Annotated in this window: 22 protein-coding genes, 2 pseudogenes and 1 CRISPR repeat array; of the genes and pseudogenes, 18 read left to right on the forward strand and 6 right to left on the reverse strand. The window is 43.1% G+C overall.

Annotated elements, in window-relative coordinates; genetic code table 11:
* Window positions 1–16: 16 nt before the first annotated feature.
* Window positions 17–505 (reverse strand): hypothetical protein, encoded by a 489-nt coding sequence (locus WA1_RS01475; RefSeq protein WP_026135231.1) that lies wholly within the window; start codon window positions 503–505, stop codon window positions 17–19.
* A 532-nt stretch (window positions 506–1037) separates the two neighbouring features.
* Here WA1_RS01475 and WA1_RS01480 point away from each other — a divergent pair.
* The 3 genes and pseudogenes from WA1_RS01480 to WA1_RS52105 all read left to right on the forward strand — a co-directional run.
* A complete protein-coding gene (locus WA1_RS01480) occupies window positions 1038–1679 on the forward strand; it encodes an IS607 family transposase (RefSeq protein ID WP_017748670.1) in 642 nt (213 codons plus the stop codon).
* 1 nt (window position 1680) lies between these two features.
* The gene (locus WA1_RS01485) at window positions 1681–3171 is read left to right on the forward strand and encodes an IS200/IS605 family element transposase accessory protein TnpB (protein ID WP_017748671.1); all 1491 of its coding nucleotides are present in this window, start codon (window positions 1681–1683) and stop codon (window positions 3169–3171) included.
* A 77-nt stretch (window positions 3172–3248) separates the two neighbouring features.
* Window positions 3249–3431: pseudogene (locus tag WA1_RS52105) on the forward strand (3-deoxy-7-phosphoheptulonate synthase); the annotation flags it as partial.
* Window positions 3432–3466: 35 nt separating this feature from the next.
* Here the strand turns inward: WA1_RS52105 and WA1_RS01490 are convergent.
* From WA1_RS01490 to WA1_RS01500, 3 genes are all read right to left on the reverse strand, one after another.
* Entirely contained in the window at window positions 3467–4771 is a 1305-nt protein-coding gene (locus WA1_RS01490; protein ID WP_017748673.1) for a hypothetical protein, read from the reverse strand.
* A 339-nt stretch (window positions 4772–5110) separates the two neighbouring features.
* Window positions 5111–5773 (reverse strand): ImmA/IrrE family metallo-endopeptidase, encoded by a 663-nt coding sequence (locus tag WA1_RS01495; protein WP_017748674.1) that lies wholly within the window; start codon window positions 5771–5773, stop codon window positions 5111–5113.
* Window positions 5770–6144: a helix-turn-helix domain-containing protein gene (locus WA1_RS01500; RefSeq protein WP_017748675.1), complete on the reverse strand. Its 375-nt coding sequence runs from the start codon at window positions 6142–6144 to the stop codon at window positions 5770–5772. Before WA1_RS01500 ends, WA1_RS01495 begins: the two co-directional genes overlap by 4 nt.
* A 146-nt stretch (window positions 6145–6290) precedes the next feature.
* On the opposite strand from WA1_RS01500, the gene WA1_RS01505 reads away from it, so the two are divergent.
* From WA1_RS01505 to WA1_RS01555, 14 genes and pseudogenes are all read left to right on the forward strand, one after another.
* Window positions 6291–7112, forward strand: coding sequence for a PD-(D/E)XK nuclease family protein (locus WA1_RS01505; protein ID WP_026135232.1), 822 nt, complete (start codon window positions 6291–6293; stop codon window positions 7110–7112).
* Entirely contained in the window at window positions 7109–9349 is a 2241-nt protein-coding gene (locus tag WA1_RS01510; RefSeq protein WP_017748677.1) for a Piwi domain-containing protein, read from the forward strand. The genes WA1_RS01505 and WA1_RS01510 overlap by 4 nt, the downstream gene beginning before the upstream one ends.
* 10 nt (window positions 9350–9359) lie before the next feature.
* Complete coding sequence (locus tag WA1_RS56525; protein ID WP_158516578.1) at window positions 9360–9509, forward strand: hypothetical protein; 150 nt, start codon at window positions 9360–9362, stop codon at window positions 9507–9509.
* 14 nt (window positions 9510–9523) lie between these two features.
* Window positions 9524–9751, forward strand: coding sequence for a hypothetical protein (locus WA1_RS54525; RefSeq protein WP_148662590.1), 228 nt, complete (start codon window positions 9524–9526; stop codon window positions 9749–9751).
* A gap of 98 nt (window positions 9752–9849) precedes the next feature.
* On the forward strand, window positions 9850–10071 hold the full coding sequence (locus WA1_RS54530) for a hypothetical protein (protein WP_158516579.1): 222 nt from the start codon (window positions 9850–9852) through the stop codon (window positions 10069–10071).
* A 354-nt stretch (window positions 10072–10425) separates the two neighbouring features.
* On the forward strand, window positions 10426–11079 hold the full coding sequence (cas6, locus tag WA1_RS01515; protein WP_017748678.1) for a type I-MYXAN CRISPR-associated protein Cas6/Cmx6: 654 nt from the start codon (window positions 10426–10428) through the stop codon (window positions 11077–11079).
* On the forward strand, window positions 11057–13333 hold the full coding sequence (locus tag WA1_RS01520; protein WP_017748679.1) for a CRISPR-associated helicase/endonuclease Cas3: 2277 nt from the start codon (window positions 11057–11059) through the stop codon (window positions 13331–13333). Before cas6 ends, WA1_RS01520 begins: the two co-directional genes overlap by 23 nt.
* 128 nt (window positions 13334–13461) lie before the next feature.
* Window positions 13462–14946, forward strand: a pseudogene (cmx8, locus tag WA1_RS01525) (type I-MYXAN CRISPR-associated protein Cmx8).
* 150 nt (window positions 14947–15096) lie between these two features.
* Entirely contained in the window at window positions 15097–16032 is a 936-nt protein-coding gene (gene cas7i / locus WA1_RS01530) for a type I-B CRISPR-associated protein Cas7/Cst2/DevR (protein WP_017748682.1), read from the forward strand.
* Window positions 16019–16759 carry a CRISPR-associated protein Cas5 gene (gene cas5 / locus WA1_RS01535; RefSeq protein WP_017748683.1) on the forward strand — a complete coding sequence of 247 codons (741 nt, stop codon included), beginning with the start codon at window positions 16019–16021 and terminating at the stop codon, window positions 16757–16759. Before cas7i ends, cas5 begins: the two co-directional genes overlap by 14 nt.
* 66 nt (window positions 16760–16825) lie before the next feature.
* The gene (locus WA1_RS01540) at window positions 16826–18487 is read left to right on the forward strand and encodes a type I-MYXAN CRISPR-associated endonuclease Cas4/Cas1 (protein WP_017748684.1); all 1662 of its coding nucleotides are present in this window, start codon (window positions 16826–16828) and stop codon (window positions 18485–18487) included.
* 9 nt (window positions 18488–18496) lie between these two features.
* On the forward strand, window positions 18497–18790 hold the full coding sequence (cas2, locus tag WA1_RS01545; protein ID WP_017748685.1) for a CRISPR-associated endonuclease Cas2: 294 nt from the start codon (window positions 18497–18499) through the stop codon (window positions 18788–18790).
* Between the two features lie 249 nt (window positions 18791–19039).
* Window positions 19040–20925: direct repeats of the CRISPR family, unit length 36 nt; unit sequence GTGTCCTAACCTAAGATGCCGTAAGGCGTTGAGCAC.
* Window positions 20926–21064: 139 nt separating this feature from the next.
* Window positions 21065–21364, forward strand: a complete 300-nt coding sequence (locus tag WA1_RS01550) for a helix-turn-helix domain-containing protein (RefSeq protein WP_017748686.1) — start codon at window positions 21065–21067, stop codon at window positions 21362–21364.
* Window positions 21364–21783, forward strand: coding sequence for a type II toxin-antitoxin system VapC family toxin (locus WA1_RS01555; RefSeq protein ID WP_017748687.1), 420 nt, complete (start codon window positions 21364–21366; stop codon window positions 21781–21783). Before WA1_RS01550 ends, WA1_RS01555 begins: the two co-directional genes overlap by 1 nt.
* On the opposite strand, the gene WA1_RS01560 is transcribed toward WA1_RS01555, so the two are convergent.
* Both WA1_RS01560 and ahcY read right to left on the reverse strand, forming a co-directional pair.
* Window positions 21780–22001 (reverse strand): type II toxin-antitoxin system Phd/YefM family antitoxin, encoded by a 222-nt coding sequence (locus WA1_RS01560; protein ID WP_017748688.1) that lies wholly within the window; start codon window positions 21999–22001, stop codon window positions 21780–21782. The two genes, WA1_RS01555 and WA1_RS01560, sit on opposite strands and share 4 nt — an antisense overlap.
* A 438-nt stretch (window positions 22002–22439) precedes the next feature.
* On the reverse strand, window positions 22440–23717 hold the full coding sequence (ahcY, locus tag WA1_RS01565; RefSeq protein WP_017748689.1) for an adenosylhomocysteinase: 1278 nt from the start codon (window positions 23715–23717) through the stop codon (window positions 22440–22442).
* A 367-nt stretch (window positions 23718–24084) separates the two neighbouring features.
* Between ahcY and WA1_RS01570 the strand changes: the two genes are divergently transcribed.
* Complete coding sequence (locus tag WA1_RS01570) at window positions 24085–25647, forward strand: mechanosensitive ion channel family protein (protein WP_051077135.1); 1563 nt, start codon at window positions 24085–24087, stop codon at window positions 25645–25647.
* Window positions 25648–25758 lie beyond the last annotated feature (111 nt).

Consider the following 25758-nt stretch of genomic DNA (forward strand, 5'->3'; position numbering starts at 1 on the left):
AAAACCAATCTTTATTTTACCCTCTGCTTAGGAATCGCTGTTGTAGTGCTCGTACATAAGCTCGCAGCGGAATTTGATATACCTCAATCAACAGCCAAACAATAATTGCTAAATGAAAAGAAAAGGTTAAGACTGTCCAAATATATGGCACCCACGATAAGGGAACTTGTCCATTGGGTGGAAAATTATACGCTACTACACCAATCAAAGCAGTGGGAAGAAGTATAAAAATGACCGCAGCTACCACGTAACCCCAACCAAACTCGACTCCTTCTATTTGCGCTTCTGTCCAATTGAAGCCGTTCCAATACCAAATAAGAGGAGGTTGTCTAGAAGGCATTTTGAGTTGTTGTTGTTCTACGTTAGCAACAAAAATTTGCTGGCAAAAGTCACAAGACATAGCCTCCATCAGTGGCATATGACTAATTTTGCCCACACGGCACACCGGGCAAGGGTAGACTCCTTGATAATTAAAAGATGTGGAAAGGATTTTGGAACTGGGCATAAGCAATTCAAAAAGATTCAACACTAAGAAACGTACCACTGACAAGTATCCTACCTTCGTTGTAACTGCAATAAAATGCGTAACAGCTTGGTTACCTTTGTAGGGGGTAAGAAGTTGATGAGGTGAAGTAGAAAAATGAAGCCCTTTCGGGTTTGCACCAAGCGCACGCACTTGCCATTCTTCAGGCGTAAGAGACCTGCCTACAAGTTTAAGTACTTTGTGGGGGGTTGACGCAACTCTTTCCCTCTGTTAAGGTCATGTATATTAAGTCTAATCTATCTTTCTCCACAAAACATCGATCAAATGTTAAGCACTAATTCCTATTTTTATTTTTGGTTTAGGGTGGTTCACCGGGAGTGAATTCAGTTTCCACATGGAAATCACCCGGTGAACCGCAGAGCGAACTCTGCGGTTTTTGTTTTTTTCAGGAGAAGTTAAAAGGGCTAGAAGCTGTTAGATAATTTCTTGCCACCTCTTGCCAAACCTTCCGGAATGGTGAGAGAATGGGATGTAGTCTCTAATGGAATCCAAAATGGACAACATCTCAGAAATGACAATCAGTATTGGAGATGCCGCTAAAGAACTCGGTGTCTCAATCACAACTTTAAGGAGGTGGGCAGACTCAGGAAAGATTCGTTCAGAGCGTTCACCTTCAGGACAGAGAAGATTCTATCTAGCGGACATCAAACGCATCACACCAAGAGACTTGAAGCAGCTAGATGATCGCGTAACAATCAATTACGCCAGAGTTTCAAGTCATGACCAGAAAGAAGATTTAGTGCGTCAAGTGCAAGTATTAGAAGCGTTTAGCGCGGCTAACGGATGGCAATTTGAAACCATCCAAGATAATGGTAGTGGTCTTAATTACCAGAAGAAAGGACTAAATAAACTTCTGAAACGTATCATGCAAGGTGACGTTAGCCGTCTTGTGTTGACTCACAAGGATAGACTTTTGAGATTTGGTGCAGAATTGGTATTCGCCATGTGTGAAGAGTTTGAAACTGAAGTGGTCATTATCAATAAGACTTCGGAAGAAATCACATTTGAACAAGAACTCGTACAAGACATGATTGAACTTATCACAGTGTTTTCAGCACGTTTGTATGGTTCTCGTAGTAAGAAAAACAAGAAATTAATTGATGGGATGACTCAGGTTGTAAATGAGGTAGCGTAATATGACGACTCTCACATATGTTAAAGGATTACCGACAAGAGCAGAAGAATTGAATAGTTTAGGACTCACAGAGTTTGAGATGTTTCTGGCTGCTTACAGTCCGGTATTCCATAAAGCAGCGTGTGAGACGGCTAATCACCTTTTAAATAGTAAAAGTTTCAATAAGTCAAGTTGGAATACCCATTTGCAAGTAACTTATGGGATTTCTAAACGTCATGCTAATGGTGTGATAGCGAGTGCTCAAGGTGCGGTTGACGCTTCAAAGGAGCATCGTAAACGTCATATCAAAACATTAGAAGGCAAGCGAAAATCCATTAATTCTTGGATTAGCAAGTCTGAGAAAAAATTAGCTGATTCTTTAAAATTTTATAGTAAAAACAACTGGGAACAGTCCAAGACTGGCTGTAAGTTGCCCCTGTTCACCGACCTCCAATCCCGACAAACTAATTGGAAAAGTTTACATTTTCAAATCCACTCCAAAAAGCGTCGTGCTTTTCAACTAACTAAGCAGATTGAGCATTTAAAGACTGCACCAATTCAAACAGTTATTCCAAAGAATCAAGCTTTTGTTGTTGGTTCCAAAGATGAATCTTTTGGAAACCAGGTTTGTCAGTGGGATGGAGAATTTCTGAAGTTTCGTGTTCCAGCTTGCTTGGAAACAAGATTTGGGAAGTATGTTCAAACCAGATTAGGTGATTTTGAGCGTAACATTAACAGATTGCCTAAAGATGGTTCTAAGACTTGGCATTTCTACCGTAAAGATGGTAAGTGGAATGCAGCAGCGCAGTTTACACCAGCGCCCGTAAAGCGCGTTTCTCGACATTATACTTATGGCTGTATTGGGATTGACATAAATCCTGGTTCAATTGGTTGGGCATACGTTGACCATGACGGTAATCTCAAAGCGCATGGACAGATTCCATTACAAATGGGATTGCCATCAGGTCAACAGGACGCTCAAATTGTTGACGCTTGTTTACAATTAGCCATATTAGCCAACACCTGGGCTTGTCCAATTGTTTGTGAAGAATTAGATTTTTCAACCAAGAAAGAGCAACTTAGAGAACGTGGAAGAAAATACGCTCGAATGCTTTCTAGTTGGGCATACAGCCGATTCTACGAGTTACTAGAAAGCATTCTGAGTAATCGCGGTATTTATCTGATGAAGGTAAATCCTGCTTACACCAGCGTTATTGGACTGGTGAAATATGCACGTCAATATGGTCTAGCTAGTGATGAAGCTGCTGCTATGGCTATTGCTCGACGTGGTATGCACTTAAAAGAAAAAATGCATGACCCCATAACCGCCTCAACTTCCGTGAAGGATGGAAAGCACGTATGGAGCCAGTGGAGTCAACTGAATAAAATTCTTAAGTCTCGTACTGCTATTAAGAGTAGGCACTCTTTTTACAGTATCTCTAACTGGGGATTAGTGGTCAAGGAACCGGAGTTACGGAGCGATGGAACCAAGCGGCAACGCACTTCTAATTGAGCGAACTTATACCGTGGAGTTGGACTTGTTCAGTTTTGCTCATAATTGAGTAGATTTGGATAGGTTTTTAGAAGCGGTTAATTATAGAGTGCCACCCAGAACCAGAAAAATCTGTGTCTGATGCGCGTCAGGCATTGTCTTTGGAAGATATGGTGAATTTGGTTGATAGCTTAAAGCCCGTGGCTGCATCTGTCGGGCGGAATATATCAGAAACAATGGGGGCGGGTTTACAACCCGCCCCTATTTGTTATGCAGCTTAACTCTCTTGAAGTATAAATGATAAAATTTTTATCCTTTATACTTTATCCTTCATCTTGCTTAAGCTACGGCTAGCAACATCAGCGCTTAATCCCCAAAGTATCAACCCTAGAAAATCAGTAAAAGGTCTGGCTCCAAAGGTTTTACCATTTTCTATATAGAGAGAATTTAACCCCACACCAGTAAGAGTCAGTAATAGAGTTAAGGACAGTAACGGTTTGATAAACCATAGTGTTGCTTCAGCACGAACTTGGTCTGATAATCCAGAAAGTGTTACAAAAAACTTTTGCAAACGATCAGCTATGGTAGGTTTAATGAATGGGATAGACTCTATTTTAACAAGACGGTCAGTTGCAGCTTGTGCATTGTCTATAGACCTACTCATTTCTGAATGACCCGCCGATCTAGTTCCTATATTCTCAAAACATATTTTTAAATTTTCTAATAATTCATTTGCTGATATATCATCTTGTTGTGCTATAAAAAACCGGATTTTTTCTATTTGCGATCGCACCAATTGTTCGGTTTTCAAATCGAGTGATTCTTCTCCTATTCTTTGCTCCATTAATTGTAAGTTCAATAAAACTTCCAAGCGATTTCTGATAGCTTCAATTTGAGACATTGCCCCATCAATTTTGTCTCGAAAAACCAGTTTTCGGACTTCCTTAGACATATTTGTTAATATCTTGCGATCGTCTTGATTTTCTAAATCGGCATCTGCGATGTCTAAATCAAGACGATTCACTTCTTTCAAAGCCTCTGCTTGAGCGCCTCCTGACTTTTCTACGTACTGCATGAGCCTACCAAGAATGACTCCTAACAATAGTACAAGGAGAGGAATAAGTGGACCACTTCTGACATTTAAATCTAGGGGCAATGCTAGGCGGTTGCCAGTATCAAAATTCAGATAGACAGCACCGATGTAACGATCGGGAGGTATTGCAGAGCGTTTTAATAAAAGATTTATACCAACTATCTGGTTAGCAGGTAAAATCTGAGAGTTAGGCGAGATGACTGTAGCAGATGTGTTGAGTTGATAGCCCGTGATTTCACCTTGAGCGACAACTGTAGGATTAAGAACAGTTACATCTCTTGGAGTCCTGTTATCAAATTGCAACTCTCTACTATCAATATACGCACTTGCAGGCAGAAAGACACGCGACAAAGCACAATCTAACCACCCTCTACAATTCACTAAATTAAGCTGAATTTGCTTAGTACCTTCTAACGGAAGTAATGTTAACTGTTTGTTATCAGAAGTGCTGAGTGGAGGTGTTTGAGCTAAAGCTGAGTTCTGGAGTAGAACTAGAGGTAGTAGGATTGTAAATAACCATTGTTTCATTGCATTGTTTTTAGAAAATTTTCACTTTCATTGCAAGTGATGATCGTGCAATCCCTTGAGACCTCCCTTACTACACTGGTGTATTCTAACCTAAGATGCCGCAAGGCTTTGGATCGAAATAGTTGCTCTTTTAACTCTTCAGCCGTAAGGGAGTGAGGGTCAAGAAAACGAGAACTTGCTAAAATTAAGTATAAATATTGTGTGATACAAGTCTCACTTGCGATCGCACATCAGTTGAGTACTCCTTCAACCATGAGGATATTATTTTAGGTTTGCATCCAGCTTATAAGCGACCATATACAGGATATGGGGTAGCTTAGGTAACCGGAAGCGAGATATCTACTTAAATGCACCTGTTTCTCTGCTAGGTGCATTATCACATAGATAAATTTGCTTAGAGTTTTCAGGAATGTAAATCCAGTCAAGGTCTTTTAAACGATGCTTGAGATTACGTTTTGTTACTCCAAGTTCGTGTGCTATTGCATCAAGGTGAGACTCCTTAGTTAAGTCACGTCCCTTGCTTTTCTCTTCTAACTTAGATTGAGGCATCAGCAAGCAACTAGCAAAATACTGAGCCTGCCACTCAATCTTTTTAAGCTGTCTGCTCACATTACGGCATAGGAACGGTGGCATATTTACCTCAATACCTTGCTCTAACCGTTCTACACAAGATCCAAGCACATTGTGGTTGATATGAAGTTCCCAGTGTCCAATCTCATGGGCTAATGTGGATTCTCCGTATCCTCCGTGCAGTCCTGGAACATCTTGATTGATAACAATTTCACGTTCTGTAGGTAGGATTAAAGCCGCTATTGGTCCTTGTTCGTCAGGTGGTATGCTGTCCCAAACAACACCTATATCCAAAAAATCAGCCACACGAGTAGCATCAAAAGGCCATCTTGGAGAGTATTTAGGTGTAGCTTGCATCCGAGCAAGAAGGTCATTAGCTTGACGCTCAATTTCGCTTTTGGGAATGAATTGATACTGCTTAAATATATTCAATTTGGCTTCTCCTGCTGATCTGATTGTGTCGCATCCCGAAGAAGCTTTTTAGCAAAATCAGGGTTTTCCTGCATTCTGCGTAGCAAAGCAGGTACTTGTTTGTTATAAGTCTTAAGAAGTTCACCAAAAATTTTCTCATCATCGCTTGTGATTCGACCAGCTAAATACATTAGCTCCTCTTCACGTTCGGTTAAATCAAGGGTTAGCACTAACAACTGAATGACCTCTTTACTAGGAGGATACGCGGCATGGTCGTTCTCCAGTTTGGACAGGTAGGTGTAATCTACATCTACTAACTTCGCCAGCTCGCGCTGACTGTATCCCTTGTCCTTACGGGCTTGACGAATAACTTTGCCAAAAGTCTGACTCACTGTTTTTTCCTACTTAGCTATAAATCATATCAGGGGTTGACTTTCTTAGTCAACATAAGTTAGCGTTTGAATAACGGGTTGACTAAGGTAGTCAACAAACGAATTGAACACTGACTATGGTGCATCAAGACATTGGAGGAAAGAAAATGCCAACTCATTGGCTACCGTTTGCTAGTTACAACCTCTGGTTACAATTCGCTCCACCAGTAGGGCAAGAGCGTTGGCATTGTGATATGAAGCGGGGCTTTACTAAGGCTCGTAAAAAAGAACCATCTGTTGCAGCACTCTTGGCTACGGACACGACACCTCAACGGATTGGTCTATTGGCACAACGGGGAGTTTACGAATTTCATCAAGACCCCCTAATATTGTATAGCAGCGATGCTGTTGCGAAAGTGGCAGAAATTCTGCAATTGAACCAAGAGTTAGGGGTCGTTCAGGAGCGAGTGATTTCTATCCTGAAAAACTACCATTCCAATCCTATTCTCTTAGGGAAGAACATTATCAAGTTGAGCCGAGGCGACGAGGGGTTTCCAGAACCGATTTTAATTGAGCAGGGTAATTATCAATTCAACTTATTCGCTGCCATTGACTGCATTTTTGAAGAGCAAGATGGCACACTGCACATCTTGGATTTTAAGACTGGTCAAACTGACTTTGACAAACGACAAGCTTATGTTTACTTGCTAGCAGCGAGCTTTCTTGACCCTAGCCAACCAACTGTAGCATCATTTTACAACTTGGAAAATGGGAAGTGGTCTGAGTCCATCACTGCAACAGTGAGTCAGTTAAATGCCTTTCAAATTGAACTGGCGCGGATATCCCAACAACATCAGAAAGATTTGCGACATTACAGGCATTCTCCATCTGAATTTAGCCGAATTTTTCCTCCCAATCCAAGCATTAACTGCCAATACTGCCCATTCAATTCAATTTGTGAGTTTTCTGAACTTGAGGTTTCTGCATGACTGTTGCCCCTGTTGTTGTTTCTCAAGCTCCAACATTTTTAAGCGAAATTTTTCCGATCAACAACTCTCAACCCAATTTGATGTGCTTTAGGCTGACTCCAGAAGTTGAACGACAGGATGGCAATCGTTTAGGCTTCCGTTTTAGTCGTAAGTTCCCTGAGATTGTTGTTACCTGGCACAGTGGATATTTTTTTGTTTTAGCTAAACCAGGTCAGTCCATGCCTAGTCAAGATGAGTGGCGAAAAGCAATCTTGGAAATTCAAGAGGAATTGAAAGAAGATATTGGCGATCGCTATTACTCAATTCAATGGGTACGTCAGCCACACGCAACACCTTTAATCCTTGCCCAGCTTGCTATTCAAGTATTAAAAGTAAATCGCCCCTTTACACCTGTAACCGTTTGGGCGGAGTGTGGGGTAAAAGTCATACGAGAACCTGATTTTTGGGCAGAAACTGTTGAATTGCCAGAAGGTTTAAAGCCTGCTCTGACTTTAACGATTCACAGCAGTATTGTATCCAGGGGTGATTTGGCTGACTTTTTGGAAAATCACCCCTATCGCCAAGATCCAGAGAAGCTTTTGATTGGTTTGAAAGTTCAAGAAATTGAACGGGGTAGTAACTGTACTATTACTGGAATTGTTGGAACAGTTGGGGAACACAGAGAAGAACTGAAAGAGAAGGCAACTGGTGCAATTAGTCACCAAAAACTAGAGGAAGCACCCGACGATCAACCCCTCGTTGCTGTGCAGTTTGGCAAGAACAAAAAGCAGTTTTATTATCCACTTGTGGCTTTGCGTCCCAGCGTGACCGCCCAAACATCTGACCAATTGCAAGTTAAATACGGAGAGTTACTCAAGGCAACTAAAATTAGTCACTCCAGCCGACAGCAACTTTTAATTGAATATAAAACCGAAGCAGGAATTGCTCTAGCCGCCTATGGATTTCAGTTAGGGCGTAGTATCAACAGCCGCGATTACCCAACATCATTTTGGCAACTGCCAGTAGCGATTGAGCAAACCCCACTTCTTTTTGGTAAAGGAGTTAGAGGAATTAGAGGAGAAGTTCTTAAGGGACTCTCTAAAGGTGGTGTTTACAAGCGTCATGATGATTATCGTGAACCATCAAGAGTCATTCGCATTGCCGCTTTGAAGCTTTGCGATTTGAAGGTAGGTAAGTTTTTAGAGGAAATTCGGCAAAGATTGAAAATCTACGGATTTGAAAGTGAAATTGTGCATAAAAAAGAGTTACCTCAGTTAAGTGGCGCTGAAGCCAGAGCCGAACTGGAGAAAGCTATTAATGAATTGGAGACAACTGTTAATGAATTAATGACTGTTCCAACTGACATCTTTTTGACGTTTCTGCCAGAAATTGACCGCAGTGCTGATAACGACGATGGCGGTAGTTTATATCAACGGGTATACTCGCAGTTACTCAGACGCGGAATTGCTAGCCAGGTAATTTATTCTGATACATTGAGCAGTGTTGACCACCGACAAATTCTTAATCAGGTGATTCCTGGGATTTTGGCAAAGTTAGGGAATTTGCCTTTCGTTCTGGCTGAACCTTTAGAGATTGCTGACTATTTTATTGGGTTAGACATCTCCAGAGAGTCTAAGGAAAAGCTACCAGGAACTCTGAATGCCTGTGCAAGCGTGCGTCTCTATGATAGACAGGGGAAGTTTATTCGTTATCGGTTGGAAGATGCTTTGATTCCAGGTGAAGAAATCCCCCAACGGCTTTTAGAAACATTGCTTCCAGCAGTTGAACTAAGAGGCAAAACTGTTTTAATTTACCGAGATGGCTTTTTTTGCGGTCAAGAAGTTGAGCATTTACTGGAATGGGCTAGAGCAATTAACTCAAAATTTATTTTAGTGGAGTGCAAAAAGTCTGGCATTCCCAGGCTTTACAACTTAAATGAACAAAAAATTGTGACTTCCCCAAAAAAAGGGTTGGCACTTCGTTTATCATCCCGTGAAGCGGTTCTGGTAACAACTAAGGTTTCAGATCGGGTAGGTTTGGCTCGTCCTTTGCGTTTGACAGTGCATGAAGAAGGACACCAAGTCTCAATTGAAAGTGTTCTAGAAACTACTCTAAAACTGACATTGCTGCATCATGGGGCGTTACAGACCCCTCGGTTGCCAATGCCCCTCTATGGAGCAGATCGCATGGCTTATTTGCGGTTGAATGGGATTTATCCTACGAGTATGCTGTCAGGCGATCGCCAATTTTGGCTGTAGAGAACCCCCATTGCTCCAATCTACAGGGGTAGACTTATGTCCCGCCATTGAGAAAGACTACTATCGTGGCAAAGGGGCGATTGTCAAAAGTTCGTCAGAACTGTTGCAGTTGGTGAAAGAAGAATTGGAAAAGATGAAAAATAATGACCTTTTGTCGTAGGAGTGCAAGTCGTAATGATAGGATTTCAGTGCAGACAACAGTTGCCTTTGATTTTCTTACACGGGCATCAACCTGTGCGGGAGTTGAGCAATTCGTTGGTAAGTCTAGAACCGATAAGTACGAAACCTGTTGCCACCTCTGATGCCGTCGTCAGGCGTTTAGTACCCCTTATATCCACAACAGGTTTCTTCATTAATTCTCTACCATCTATGTTAGTAGGTAAATCTAGAAAAGCATGGTAGAGTAAAAAAAACTTCGGTCACCAATTTGGAGCCGAAGGACACACAATTATGTCAATGAAAACGGGGCTAAAGTGTCCCCGCAATACCCGTATGACTGCTTGAACTGTTCAAATCAGTGTTCTAGCTATTCATCCAGCCTAGAATTGGGACTACGTGGTGGCAAACAGTTAGCACAGTATTACCTGGAACTGGTGAAAATGCACCTGCCTTTCCACAATATGTTTGCCGATACCAGGAATCTACTACAAACTGACGCACAAAGAGATAGAGAACGCCGTGAAATAGAAGAGTACAGCAAGAAGTTCCCTAAGCGATGGTAAGGTAGCCATCTGTTTATTAACTTAACTGGGGTAACATTTAGCACCCCAGCTTGTCCTTCTATTGTATCAATACTCAACTTACTCAGCTAATTCGAGCGTACACAAGATTTTGGGTTTGATGACTGTAAGTAAGTCGGTGAGAAAAAACCAAACGATGTAACGAAAAGTAAAATCTCTGTATTTGGTTCGTAGTAGCGCTATGGCTGACGCCACGCGGCGCGAACAGCGCGCTCATCGCTACTACAAACCATGATTATTAACACCGACTTAGTTAATGACACAAAAGGTTTTACCACTTAGAGTGGAAAGCTAAAAGGTTAAAGAAGTTTTTCGCTGTTGACTTCTCCATTTACCATGAATAACATCATCAATTTGTCTTTTCCTGCGATCGGCACAGAGTTACCCGCAGATCACAACCATCGCCTCTGTGCAGCATTATGTAACAAATTACCGCATTTACACGGTCTGGAAGGGCTGGCTATCAACACAATTACAGGTATTCCTGACAAACAGGGCAAAATAAAACTTACGCACCAATCAAGGTTGCTTTTACGGCTACCTGTTGAGGCGATCGCCCAAGTTTACTCACTCACAGGTCAAACTTTAGATGTAGGTGGCTACAGCATTCAATTGGGTAACCCGGAACTTCAGACGTTAAAATCTGTAGATACTCTTAAAGCAAGACTAGTCACTATTAAGGGTTATACCGCACCAGAACTATTTTTGGGCGCGGCTTATCGCCAATTACAAGAATTAGGCATCAACGCTAACATCGGTATTCTTGCCAATGATAAAGGGGAACCCAAACGTCTGACACTCAAAATTAGAAAGTACACCATTGTTGGTTTCAGTGTGGTTGTTTCTGACCTGAGTTCAGATGATTCGATAAAGCTACAAGTTCACGGCTTAGGTGGTAAACGCCGTCTAGGTTGTGGTGTTTTCTATCCTACTGTTGCAGTATCTCAACGCCAAGGGGGCAATCGCCATGCTGAAACAGCTATTAGCTAAAAGACCTAAAACAGATGGGACAAAGCTCTCCTTGAAGCAGCATTTAATTGATACAGATGACGCTGCATTGGCTATTTTTAAAGGTCGAATGCTGCAAAACTGGTGCCGATTTTTTCGAGTGCGCGATCCACAGAAATTCCTAATTCATCTCCGGATTGCTGCTTTGTTCCACGATATGGGGAAAGCAAATGCAGAGTTTTACGCAGCTGTTCAAGGTAGTCGGGAAAAGCAAACTTTACGCCATGAATGGTTTAGCGCTTTCATTTTGCACCTACCTAAGGTCAGAAATTGGTTAGCAACAAGTGGGTTAGATTTAGAGGTTATTACTGCTGCGGTACTGTGTCACCACTTACAAGCCCATCCTAAAGAATGGGGAAAACCTCGCACTTTGGTAAAGCAAGTTGAATTGTACTTGACTCATCCAGAGGTTACCGACATTTTGGAAAAGATTGCTCAACTTGCTGGTGTTGAAAATTTACCGGAGTTACCACAACAGTGGGTTGCAGGGAATGTGTTTTGGAATCAGGTTTATCAAGATGCCAACGATGTTGGTGATGACTTTTTTATAGATATCCAAGACGATGATGAACAGCATAATGAACGGCGTTCCCTTCTACTGGCTGTGAAGGCGGGAGTTATTGCAGCTGATTCCGTAGCTTCTGCCATGTTTCGGGAAAAAGATTATACCATGCAGCAGTGGCTTGACAAGCATCTTCATCAAAGGGCAATTACATCAGAGGAAATAGAAACTAAAATTCTCCAACCTCGTTATCGCCAAATTGAGAAAAAGTCAGGAAACACATTTGAGCTAAGACCTTTTCAAGAAAAGGCTAAAGATTTAGGCGATCGCGTTCTTCTTCTCAGTGCTTGTGGCTCGGGCAAGACTATCTTTGGATATAAGTGGCATCAGTCAGTACTCAGCCGTCACCAAGTTGGTCATCTTATATTTCTCTACCCAACCCGTGGCACGGCTACGGAAGGATTTAAGGATTATGTCTCTTCAGCACCAGAGTCAGATGCAAGCCTTTTAACTGGGACAGCTAGTTATGAGTTGCAAGAAATCGCTCAAAATCCCACAGAGTCTACCCAAGGCAAAGACTACACGACTGACGAGCGGCTTTTTGCATTGGGCTTCTGGGGTAAACGTTTCTTTTCCGCCACGGTAGATCAATTTCTTTCCTTTCTTACCCATAGCTACAGTGGTTTGTGTTTGCTACCAGTTTTGGCTGACTCAGTGGTGGTTATTGATGAAGTTCACAGTTTCTCTAAAGATATGTTTGATAACCTCATAAGCTTCCTTCAGCATTTTGATATTCCCGTGCTGTGCATGACTGCTACTCTACCAAAATCGCGACGACAACAACTAGAAAAGGTAGGGTTAAAAGTGTTTGCCTCCGATGCAGACGAGGAATTAACCAAAGTAGAACAACAGCCTCGGTATCTCATAGAAAAAACTGATTTTCAAACTGCCTTTCAACGAGCAATAGAAGCATATCAGCAAGACAAATGTATCTTGTGGGTTGTCAATACCGTTGACCGTTGCCGTGAGACAGCCGCAGATCTGGAGCAAGAACTAGGTGTCAATGTCCTCACTTACCACAGTCGCTTCAGGCTAATGGACAGGCAAGAGCAGCATAAAGCAACTGTTGCAGCATTTGCTTTTAATAGGGGTCAACGTCAGCCTGTCATTGCTGTGACGACCCAAGTTTGTGAAATGTCACTTGACCTAGATGCGGATGTCTTAATCTCTGAATTAGCACCAATTTCATCACTGGTTCAACGGTTTGGTCGTTCTAATCGGTCTTCAGAGCGTCAAAAAACGTTTCGCTCTCAAATCTTAGTCTACGAACCTCCAAACATTAGACCTTACAAAGATGACGAACTTAAGGCAGCACAAAGGTTTATGACTGAAGTGATTGGTGAAGTCAGCCAGTGGAAGTTAGCAGTAGAACTAGAGCGGTATTCACCAGGAGAACGATTTGCGGATGGAGGCAGCAGCTTTGTTCATGGCGGTTACTGGGCATTTTCTCAGCCGTTCCGAGATACTGATGACTATTCAATGAATGCTTTGCTAGATAGTGACCTCAATGCAGTTAAGGAACTGATTAAAAAACGTAAATTTTATGACCAGTATGTGTTGCCAGTGCCAAAAAAATTCGCTCTTCCGGAAGATCGCCGCCCAGAGTGGATACCAAATTATATGGCAATTGCCGATCGCCAATTCTATTGTCCAAAAAGGGGGTTTGGAGAGTGAAAGAGCTAGAACTGAGTTATCAACTAGTGGCACTACCCTGTGCTCAACATCGTGCTGGTTTGGCAGGTCTGGTGCTAATGGTGCAAGAATTGCATCATCAATCTTGGTTTTTGGAGCGCCAAGGAGCAATGATTGAGCTAGAAGACCTCAATGAATTGGGCGTTACACTGCGATCGAACCTAGAAGGATTAAAAGCACTGTTTGATTTTACCTACAAAGCTTTTGAAGAGGAACGCTCAACGGATACAAAGATAAATAACTACACTCGTATCGACACTGTTGAAATTACTGGTGCCAAAGGTAAAAATAAGACTGTGTAACGTTACTATTATACAGCCACTGTTCCTCATGGTGCTTTCTTACCGGGCTGGGATCGATCAAGTGATGACCCTGACAACGGCATCTGGGTTAAGCTGTGGCGGGATATGCTTTGGCAAATTGTCCGAGGCGTTCCAGCAACTCGCAACCCATTTACGAATCGGGTGAATGGTGCATCATACTCTCAAGATGCTGAGCAAATTTGGTCACAACTGCAACATCCTGACAAGATTATCGGACAGTCAGGCAATTATTACCTAGGCGCAATGGCGCTTAATCCCGAAAATGTACCAACTAGAGATAAAACACGTTATCAGTTTCTCCTGCACTTTTGGGTTTTTGTGGTGCAAGTTTATTGTCCCGCAGTTCTGGATAAAGATGGTCACCGGGAACTAGCTGGTTATGCCTTAGCAATTCCAGACGTAGCAAATTTGCGAAATTTCTGTCGTGTATTTCCAGAAGTTTTGAAGGCACGACATTCAGATAAATGGAAATATTTGCCTCGTGAAGCAGTGATTGATTTGCCGGAAGAAGGGGCGCTAGACCTGCTCCTTCTATTGCAAAATCGGCTTGCCCGTGAAGCAGGTGACCAACTCAGGCGTATGATTTTGGGGGTTGAGCTAATTCATGCTGAGAAAGTTGGTAACAATGTCAAGATTCGTTCTATTAGCTATGTAGAGCCAGTTAAAGAGCAAGTGGACAAATATGCCCAAATTAAACAAGCTTACTGGTGTCCGTGGTTTCGGAAGCAGAGATTGCTCAATTTATTACAAGGAGATAAACCGGGATGGTTTGAATTTGGGGCTGTCTTGAGCCGAATCCCGCGTAATTGGTTGGAAGACCCTTACTTTAGCCATGATGCCCGTGAACTGTTGACTTTTGAAGGAGAAATTAAGGTGAAAAGAGACATTCGTGAATCTGCCCAACTTGTTTATGATGTTTGTCAACAATATGTTTTTAGTAAATTAGAGACTAAATATGGGATGAAATGGGACAAAACTAAGAACTGCCATATTCAATCTGGTCAACCCATTTCTCAACAAGATTTTGATGAAAAGAAATACAAAATCGCAAATGATGCTTTTCTTTCTGTGCGATCTCGAACAGAACCTAAAGCGTTTATAGATTATTTCGTTTCGACTCTCTATCCCTTTGTCCGTAAGGAGGAATTTGTAGATTTTGCAGAAAAACTATTCAATAAAACTGATGATATTCGTGCTCTAACCTTATTAGCACTTGCCAGTCAGTTTCCTCACCAGAAAAAATCAGAAGTGAAGAATGCGGAAGCTGCCTAGTTAATTAGAACTTTTCCTTTGATACTGAAAGTTGTTGAGCAACTGAAAGGTGTTGAGCAAAAGGCTTGTTACTCTGTACGCGATCGCACAGCTAAAGAGGTTTAACCTTTGATTGCCATCAGGCGTGTAAAAACTCCAAGGAAAATAGTAATGAACAAGAATCTGAATCTTTTTGCCACAATTTTAACTTACCCTGCTCCCTCAAGTAACTATCGCGGCGAGTCGGAAGAAAACCGCACGGTGTTGCAAAAAATTTCCATAGATGGTCAAAAGTATGCAATTGTCAGTCCTGAATCACTGCGGAATGCCCTGCGAGAAACATTAATTTTGATGGAACAGCCTCATAACCGCACGCGAATACATAATGCAGACCAATTAGCAGTGGAGTTTAAGGAATTTCCCAATGCTAGTAAGTATGCAGATGATTATTTGTTTGGTTTCATGGCAGCAAAGCCTCCCGAAGAGGTGAAAAAAAGCCGTCTCTTACCACTGAAAAGAGATAGTATTTTCCGTTGCAACATGGCAGTAGCTCTGACTCCTTATAGGTATGATGCAGTATTTCATCAATCTCCTATGAATGCTAAGACAAAGAATAATGAAAAAACCTACTGGAGTAATGCCACCAATTCGGCTTTACTACACCGCGAAGTGACTCATACAGCATTTCAATATCCTTTTGCTTTGTCGGGACGGGATTGTCAAGAACATCCTGAATGGGTACGGGCGTTATTACAGGCTATTGCCCAACTTAATGGAGTTGCAGGTGGTCATGCCCGCGCTTACTACGAGTTTTCACCACGCTCAATAGTAGCAAGATTAACATATAAGCTGGTTGCTGGTTACAACACTTACGGTTTCAATAATGCGGGAGAGTTTCCAGAGTTAAACCGTTTAGGCAATCGAGATGATGAAAATTGCGATTTGCCTGGTAATGAGTTTTGGGTGGGTGGTGAAATTGTTCGTAATTTAGAGGCAAATGCAAAAACGCGCCTGGATGATGCTGGAGTACATCTCTACGCTAATTCTGAGCGTTTGTTTGATGATTTAGCCAAAGAGTTTATGGGTAGCAAAAATGACGCAAGCTAAGAGATCTCAAGATATTGAAAAGCCGCAAATGATTGAGCAATATCTCCGGATGAAAGCTCCTTTTGCCTCTTTTCGCCCCTTTCAATCTGGTGCTTATCGTTCGACAACAATTGTACCATCACCATCAACAGTGTATGGGTTACTACTGAATTTAGCAGGTATTGAACAGCGGTCTGACTTGGCTGCTCCAATAACTCTGATAAAAGAAAATTTGCCAGAAATGGAAATTGCCATCGGGCAAATATCTCAGCCAGAAATGGCATTTCTGTCCCAGCAACTGCACCAATACCCAGTAGGAGCTTCCGGTGCAGAACTGGCACAAAAAACACATGGTGCCAAATACTGGATTGCACCAGTGCGGCGAGCTGTGTTGGCTAATCTGGATTTGGTTATTGGAGTAAAAGCTGAACAATGGTTGTGCGATCGCATTGTCCAAGGACTGAACGGAGAGCTAGATGAATCACGCTATGGGTTGCCATTTGCTGGTGATAATAACTTCCTGTTTAACGAAATTGAACCAATAGACAATCCAAAAATGGCACGCTGGTATTGTCCATTACAAAAGACTAGTCGTCCCGAGCGTGGAATTTCTCGTTTAACTGTTTGGGTAAACCGAGCAGATAACACTCAGACCAAAACGGCAGAATTTGCCCCCAGTGCTTTTTGCTTGATTCCTCCTACTGCTGCTTGGATACGGCTACCACCAAGAGCACTTGAAGAAAATTAAGTAGCAAACTCAACCTTTGATGCTGTAAGGCGTTGAACACCTCACGTTACCTTACAGACAACAAAAATGGAATTACTTGACTATATTACTACTAAACCTGACACCATCCGTGTTTCTGCACTCCATGCCCTAGCTTACTGTCAGCGCCTTTTCTACTTGGAAGAAGTCGAAGAACTTTATACCCAAGATGCAGCCGTCTTTGCAGGACGAAGATTGCATGTTGAAATTGAAAAAGCAGAGGACGAAGAGTGGGAAGAACTTTTCCTTACCAGTGAAGAATTAGGGTTACGGGGTCGGCTTGATGCCCTTCGCACCCGTGATGGACAAACAATTCCCTACGAACACAAACGCGGTCGCTGTCACCGAGACGAGAATAAGCAACCTCAAGCCTGGGAGAGCGATCGCCTGCAAATCCTCGCTTATGCCTATCTCTTAGAATCAGCCTTGGGAATCACGGTTCAAGAAGGTCGCATTCGCTATCATGCTGATAACGTACTAGTTCGCGTACCACTAGATGACTCAGGACGGTCAGCGGTTCGAGAAGCAATTCAACAAGCAAGGACCCTCAGACAATCTACCCACAGACCTCCAGTAACTGACAACGAGAGATTGTGCGCCCGTTGTTCCCTTGCTCCGGTTTGTTTACCAGAAGAAGCACGATTGGCTCATGACCGAGAGTGGCAACCAATACGCCTGTTTCCAGAAGATGACGATCGCCAAATCATTCACATATTGGAACCAGGTACCACCGTTGGTAGGACAGGAGAGCAAATCAAAATTACCCGTCGCGGTCAAGCTGTGGAAACAGTTCCTGCTCGTCACGTAGGACAGTTAGTGTTGCATAGTTTTTCGCAAATTTCCACCCAAGCACTGCATTTTTGTGCAGAACAAGGCATTGGAGTGCATTTTATCTCTGGAGGCGGACGCTATATTGGTAGTTTTGACACCAGGCAAGGTAGCATTCAACGCCGCATTCGCCAGTATGCTGCCCTAAGCAATCCTGATACTTGTTTGGAATTGGCTCGTAAATTGGTCAATTGTCGCGGTCAAGGACAAAGAAAGTTTTTAATGCGAGGAACTAGAGGCAAAACCGAAGTTTCAGACACTTTGAAGAAAGCCATTAATCAGATGCAAATTCTGCTCAAACAAGTTCCTAAAGCAAAATCCTTAGAATCGTTGCTAGGACTAGAGGGCAATTTAGCAAGACTATATATTAGTGCTTTGCCTTGTTTGATTTCTCAAGACATTCCAAAAGAATTACATTTTAGTAATCGCAATCGTCGTCCTCCCAAAGATAGATTTAATTCACTTTTGGGTTTTGGTTATGCCTTGCTGATCAAAGATGTGATGAACGCTATTTTAACTGTGGGATTAGAACCAGCTTTAGGTTTTTATCACCAACCTCGCTCTCAAGCTGCACCACTGGTACTAGATTTGATAGAAATTTTCCGAGTTCCGTTAGTTGATATGTCGATAATGGCGTCAATTAATCGGGGTCAATGGGAGGTACAAACAGATTTTGACATTCGAGGAGAACAAGTTTGGTTAAGTGAAACGGGTAAGCGCAAGTTTGTTGAGTTGTATGAACGACGAAAACAAGAAACGTGGAAACATCCAGTTACAGGTTATTCCCTAACTTACCGCCGCCTCATGGAATTAGAAGTGAGGCTGCTGGAAAAGGAGTGGTCAGGTGAAGCAGGTTTGTTTGCTCAATTAATCTTGCGGTGAGGTGTGGCAATGGCTGAATTAAAAAACTGTTACCTAATTTGTTACGACATTCGGTGCCAAAAACGCTGGCGCAAGGCTTACAAGTTGTTAGAAGGTTACGGGGAAAGAATCCAATACTCTATATTTCGCTGTTGGCTCAATCAGCGCACCCGCGAAAAATTACGCTGGGAACTCGAAAAAATACTCACAACTGAGGATGCTATTCTCTTCCTGCGATTGAGTAATCGCTGCCTTGAAGACATCCATAAGTATAACCGACCTAGCTCCTGGCCTCACGTGCAGGAACCATATCTCATCGTTTGACGCAAGCACCTGTGAGTGTGAAGTCTAGTAAAATGAATTTGTAGCGCAAAACCTTTACCATTAAAGCATTTAGGGACTTTTTAACTCTTTCTAGGTGCTTGCAAATCGCCAAATGCGCTCTAGAATAGGAGGTCTAGCTTGTACATTTTCTTTGGAAGCCTTCAATTTTTAACCAGTAGTGCCATTTCTCAACAGGTAATTGTAATATTGGTACAGAGCCTATCTCTGGCAAGGCTTTCAGAGACCGCCGTGTCCTAACCTAAGATGCCGTAAGGCGTTGAGCACAAGCTGAGAGAATCCTTGATTTAGCTAAGAAGCTAGTGTGTCCTAACCTAAGATGCCGTAAGGCGTTGAGCACTAAAATAATGGCATGGCTAGTCAAAGCCATTGATCGTGTCCTAACCTAAGATGCCGTAAGGCGTTGAGCACGAACTGGTTCGGAACAACCAAGTAGATGAAGTCATGTGTCCTAACCTAAGATGCCGTAAGGCGTTGAGCACTTCTAACATTGTTTTTGTACGTTAAATATTTGAACGTGTCCTAACCTAAGATGCCGTAAGGCGTTGAGCACATTTAGCTGCTAGCTTCCCTGTTTCTTTTGCAATAGTGTCCTAACCTAAGATGCCGTAAGGCGTTGAGCACACCTGGGCAGCTGCTCTTCCTTCAACTGAGATGCTCGTGTCCTAACCTAAGATGCCGTAAGGCGTTGAGCACCGTAGCATACGGAGAGCATCCCAATATATCCATCCAGTGTCCTAACCTAAGATGCCGTAAGGCGTTGAGCACAAATTGATGAGTGTAATAGATGCTATCATTGCGAGTGTGTCCTAACCTAAGATGCCGTAAGGCGTTGAGCACAATCCTAAATTGGTTCAGTTGCCACATCTTCAAGGGTGTCCTAACCTAAGATGCCGTAAGGCGTTGAGCACATAACTTCTGGGTTTGCGTATGCTGTACTAGTTCGTGTCCTAACCTAAGATGCCGTAAGGCGTTGAGCACGAGAATTGAAAAAATTCAAGCCCGAACATACAAGGGTGTCCTAACCTAAGATGCCGTAAGGCGTTGAGCACTTGTCGCCTGAGCAAGTTATTGCTCTTTGCAAATGTGTCCTAACCTAAGATGCCGTAAGGCGTTGAGCACGACAGCAAACAAGGGAGCGCTTCAAACCCCCGAACGTGTCCTAACCTAAGATGCCGTAAGGCGTTGAGCACTTTTGGCTAAAAAATCTCCCGCTGCCAAAATGCGGTGTCCTAACCTAAGATGCCGTAAGGCGTTGAGCACACAGAAGACGTAGTCAATAACGCAGCCAACAACGTTGTGTCCTAACCTAAGATGCCGTAAGGCGTTGAGCACAGTCAACCCCAAGGTTTAAATCGTGTCGAGAGCCTGGTGTCCTAACCTAAGATGCCGTAAGGCGTTGAGCACTACTTTGATCTATTTCTTCAATCTTGTAGGCATCATCGTGTCCTAACCTAAGATGCCGTAAGGCGTTGAGCACGCTCCCGATTGAATATTTATGGTTGCATTATTGCCGTGTCCTAACCTAAGATGCCGTAAGGCGTTGAGCACTAATACTTTCCCGATCGCCCCACTGGACGATTAATAGTGTCCTAACCTAAGATGCCGTAAGGCGTTGAGCACTCACCTTTAAGCACTTCATCTAACACGCCACGCTGTGTCCTAACCTAAGATGCCGTAAGGCGTTGAGCACACAGTGTTTGCGTTGGTGTTTGCGTTGTTGGCTGCGTGTCCTAACCTAAGATGCCGTAAGGCGTTGAGCACGTGGCACTGCAGGCGATGCAGGGAACCAAACCCAAGTGTCCTAACCTAAGATGCCGTAAGGCGTTGAGCACAATGCGAGATTCTAGATTCAATCGAGCGCGATCGCGTGTCCTAACCTAAGATGCCGTAAGGCGTTGAGCACGAAGCAGTCAAGGAAGCTATCAAAGATTTTAACTAGTGTCCTAACCTAAGATGCCGTAAGGCGTTGAGCACTAGATTGCGTAAAATTATGCTGTCTTTGTAGGTTGTGTCCTAACCTAAGATGCCGTAAGGCGTTGAGCACTGCGTTAAGCAGAGAGACCCTACAACGTAGGCATGTGTCCTAACCTAAGATGCCGTAAGGCGTTGAGCACATTATCTACCATAGATAAAAATCTAAGGCTTTTGATCGAAATAGTTGCTTTTTTAACTCTTCAGTGGGACTGGCGTGAGGGTCAAGAAAACGAGAACTTGCTAAAATCAAGTGTAGATATTGTGTGATAAAATTCGCTTATGAATCGGGCAACGTTCCCAGATGTTTTAACTCTTGAAGAAGCCTCAGAGTATCTTCGGTTACCTGTTGAAGCAGTTCTGCGTCAAGCCTTACAGGGGAAGATCCCAGGTCGCAGAATTGAAGATGATTGGAGGTTTTTAAAAGCTGCGATTGACGAGTGGTTACGTTCTCAAAGTGGTCAAACTATTCTCCTTCAACAAGCAGGTGCCTTGGAAGATGATAATTCTCTTGCTCAATTGAGAGCAACAATTTACCAGGCAAGGGGACGATCTGAAGTGGATGAGGAGCCTAGTGCTTGATGCATTTGCTGGATACTGACACACTGACCCATCTTTATTCCGGACGGTCAAGTGTAGTCGAGCGGTTGAGGTCGGTAGAAGATCCAAATGTCGGAATTACTATCATTACCAAAGTCGAAGTTTTACGAGGACGACTTGATTACCTTCTCAAAGCTGAGACAGCGACTGATGTGCTGAAAGCTCAAGAACTTTTATTTCGTACAGAGGATCTGCTAAATCAGCTTCTGATTGTTCCGATAAATCAGGCTGCATCAGAACAGTTTGATCGCCTGCGTACTATATCAAAGCTACGCAAAATTGGACGAGCCGATTTATTGATAGCCAGTATTGCTTTAGCAAATCGAGCTATTTTGGTCACGCGCAATATACGCCATTTTAAACAAATTCCTGGCTTACAAGTTGTAAATTGGGTTGATTAAATCTCCTGCAAGACGGCTGGAGCAATTAAGTCTCCCAAAATTTCACCGCTTCCTTTCATTGCTCCAAAAGTTGCGCGTTTGGGTTGGGTTGTTGCCGGACATATAACTACTAATGGTTTGCCCTCATGGGTAACAGTTAACGGTGTTTGAGTACGTTGTACTTCTGTAAATAGTTGCTGGAGATTTTTGGGTAATTCGTTTGTACTAATTTGTTGCATTTTTGGGTTTAATCGTTGGTGAGTGGGTTTTGGCTAGCGAAGTTAGTAAGCTTGTATGCTTCAAGTTTACATTCTCTCAAGTAGTTAAAGATTTGATATTAATTAACAGTTGTATCAATTAACCTCGTTTTCTCGGTTAATAATTCTTGCACCATCCCCTGTTTGATCCCACATTCCGCACCCTAAATGTTGAAGTCGGTTTTTACTTAGCTAAATGACTAAAAAAATTTAAATAATACTTAAGGTATTGTCAAAGAAACCTGGTTTCTGATTGCTTCACTGATTTCTAAATAATGCTTTTTGTAGGGTGGACACTGCTCACCGTTGGATGTTGGTGGGCAGTGCCCACCCTACGCTAGATAATAGATACTTGGGTTAGATTGAGACTAAATCAAAGCTTTATCAATCCAAAATCCACGCATCGACAATCCAAAATAATTAAGTTCCAGAAGTCCAAGAGTTGATGTACTCAATTTGGTCTGCAGTCAGGCTATCAATCTGAATACCCATTGCTTGCAGTTTCAAACGAGCAATATCTTGGTCTACCTCAGTAGGTATGGAGTGAATACCGGGTTCTAAGCTACCCTGATTCTTCACTAAGTACTCGCAAGCTAGAGCTTGGTTCGCAAAGCTCATATCCATCACCGCACTGGGGTGACCTTCTGCTGCAGCCAAGTTAATCAGGCGTCCTTCTCCTAAAACAACGACTGATTTACCGTTGTTGAGAAGATACTCTTGGGTGAAGGGACGTACTGTCTTCACTTCTTTTGCTTTACCACCTAAGGCGACGAGATCGAGTTCGATGTCAAAGTGACCGGAGTTACAAATAATCGCACCGTCTTTCATTACATCGAAATGCTCCCCACGAATCACGTGCTTGTTACCTGTCACGGTGACAAACAAATCGCCTATAGAAGCGGCTTCTGCCATTGGCATAACTCGGAAACCATCCATCACAGCTTCGATCGCTTTGATGGGGTCAATTTCTGTCACAACCACGTTAGCGCCAAGTCCTCTTGCGCGTAACGCTGTTCCTTTACCGCACCAACCATAGCCAACAACAACAATGGTTTTGCCTGCTAACAAAATATTTGTAGCGCGGATTATACCATCAAGGGTGGATTGCCCGGTACCGTAGCGGTTGTCAAATAAGTGCTTCGTGTCGGCGTCGTTAACGTTAACTGCGGGGAAGGAGAGTACGCCATCTCTGAACATGGCGCGGAGTCTTACAATTCCTGTTGTTGTTTCTTCAGTGGTACCAATAATATCAGCCAGTTGGTGCTGGCGTTGTTGTACCAAGGTCGCGACGACATCACAACCGTCATCGATGATGATGTTGGGACGATGATCTAGAGCAATTTGTACGTGGCGGGTGTAGGTTTCAGCATCTTCACCTTTGATGGCAAAGACGGGGATTTCATAATCGGTAACTAGACAAGCCGCTACGTCATCTTGAGTTGAAAGGGGATTGCTGGCAATCAATACCGCATCCGCACCACCAGCTTTGAGTGCAATTGCCAAGTTAGCTGTTTCTGTCGTGACGTGACAGCAAGCGACCAGGCGAATTCCGTCGAAAGGTTTTTCTTGGGCAAAGCGATCGCGAATCTGCCGCAAAACTGGCATTTCACGTCCCGCCCATTCAATGCGCTGTCTTCCCAAGGAAGCTAGGGCGAGGTCTTTAACCTCGTGCTTTAATCGGGGAGAAGTTGCAGTCATTAAATAGTCCTCAAATTGAGTAAAAAGTTGCGTAGTGATTTACGCACTCTACTAGAGTATTCCAAATTCTTAAAAATGCAAAAATAATCAGTGACCAGTGACCAGTGACCGGTGACCAGTGACCAGTGACCAGTGACCAGTGACCAGTGACCAGTGACCAGTGACCAGTGACCAGTGACCAATGACCAGTTGGTTATTGTTAAATATTTGTTACAAATGAAGAAAGACTAGTAAAATTACACACATTGAGTTTAGAGCTTAGCTCTAGACATGCACTCGACAGTCTATTCTGCACGAGGAGGTGTATATAGTGCGCTTTAAATTTTTGGCAGTCGCTCTTTGTTCGGCAGTAATCACCATTGGGGCGATGCCTCCAGCGACAGCGCAAATACCCTTTTTGCCCACAGTGCAAACTCCTACAACTCAAACTACTGAATCAGACACGAGAGTTGTTTCGCGTTGGGTTGCGTTGGATGGTCGCTCTTTGTTCCAGGTAGCGGCACCAAGGGCAAATATTTCAGAAAGATTAGAACAAATCAACCAAAATCTAGAAACGATTAGTCAAAGTTATTTTCAATCGTCCACACAAGACCCTAAAGTAGAGGTCACATTAGAAAATCAAATCCCCGTTATTCGCGTTAACGGCAGATACTTGATGACCATTACTCAGCAGGATGCTAACCTACGGCAAGTAGAACCAAAGGAGGCAGCAACTCGGATCTCTCAATTGTTGGAAGAACAATTGAGGGAAGGAAAACAGGAACGACAGCCTAAAAGTTTAATTCGTCAAGGTGGAATTGCTGCTGCTGTGGGCTTAACCATGCTTCTTGTCAGTTTGGGATTAAACCAATGGCAGAAACGTTCCAGCAAACGATTGACACAACAACTTGCTCCAACCCCTTCAATTGATAAACCAATCACAACCCAACTCAAGCAACAGCAAAATCGACATATGCATGAAGTCAGGAGACGTTTGTTTCAACTGGCTCAAGCAGGATTGTGGGGAGGTGGAACTTATTTTATACTGGGTCTGTTTCCTGTCACGCGAGTCCTGCAACTAGAAATTCTCGCAGCCCTGCAAATCCCTTTGAGATTGGGTGTTGTAGCACTCGGCACTTATGTCGCTATCCGCTTCAGCTACGCTCTCATCGATCGCTTTACTTCTGCGATCGTGAATAGCAGCGTTTTGCTGACTCCTGAAACCTCCGAACGCTTGCAACTCAGAGTTTCTACTATCTCTGGCGTGGCTAAAAGTGTTGTGACTATCATTTTGGTAGTTGCTGGAATTTTGGCAGCACTTACGTCCTTAGGTATAAATATTCTTCCCTTACTAGCTGGTGCTGGTTTAGTAGGTGTGGCAGTTTCCCTTGCCTCACAAAACCTGATAAAAGACGCAATCAACGGCTTTCTTATCATTGCAGAAGACCAATATGCAGTGGGCGATGTTATAGATGTGGGCAATGTGGGAGGTTTGGTAGAAAGTCTGAATCTCCGAATGACTCAATTGCGAGATGCAGAAGGGCGGCTCATCTCAATTCCTAACAGCGAAATCAAAATAGTTGCCAATCGCTCAAGTCGCTGGTCGAGGGCTGATTTAACTATCCCGGTAGCTTATGATGCCAATATTGACGGAGCATTGGAATTAATTGGAAAAGTTGCCTTAGAGATGGACGCAGATCCTAAATGGCAGTATCAAATTGTCGAAACCCCTCAAGTTTTGGGGGTCGATAATTTTGGCGACAGGGGTTTGATTATTCGCGTGTGGATTAAAACACAACCCCTCAAGCAATGGGATGTCGCACGGGAATATCGCCGTCGCCTGAAAGTTGCCTTTGACCAAGTTGGAATTTCTATTCCCGTACCTCAGCAAGCCATTTGGATCAACGATGGTCATTTGCTGAAATCTTCCCTTGATGGCAGAGGGAATTAATCGGTGATTAGTGGTTAGTAGGGGCGCAATGCCTTGCGCCCGTACATGGTTAGTGGTTGTTCTGACATACACTTATATAGTATTTTTGTACTATAATAGAGATAGCGTCCA

This window comes from Scytonema hofmannii PCC 7110 (genome assembly GCF_000346485.2).
Taxonomy (GTDB): Bacteria; Cyanobacteriota; Cyanobacteriia; order Cyanobacteriales; family Nostocaceae; genus Scytonema; species Scytonema hofmannii.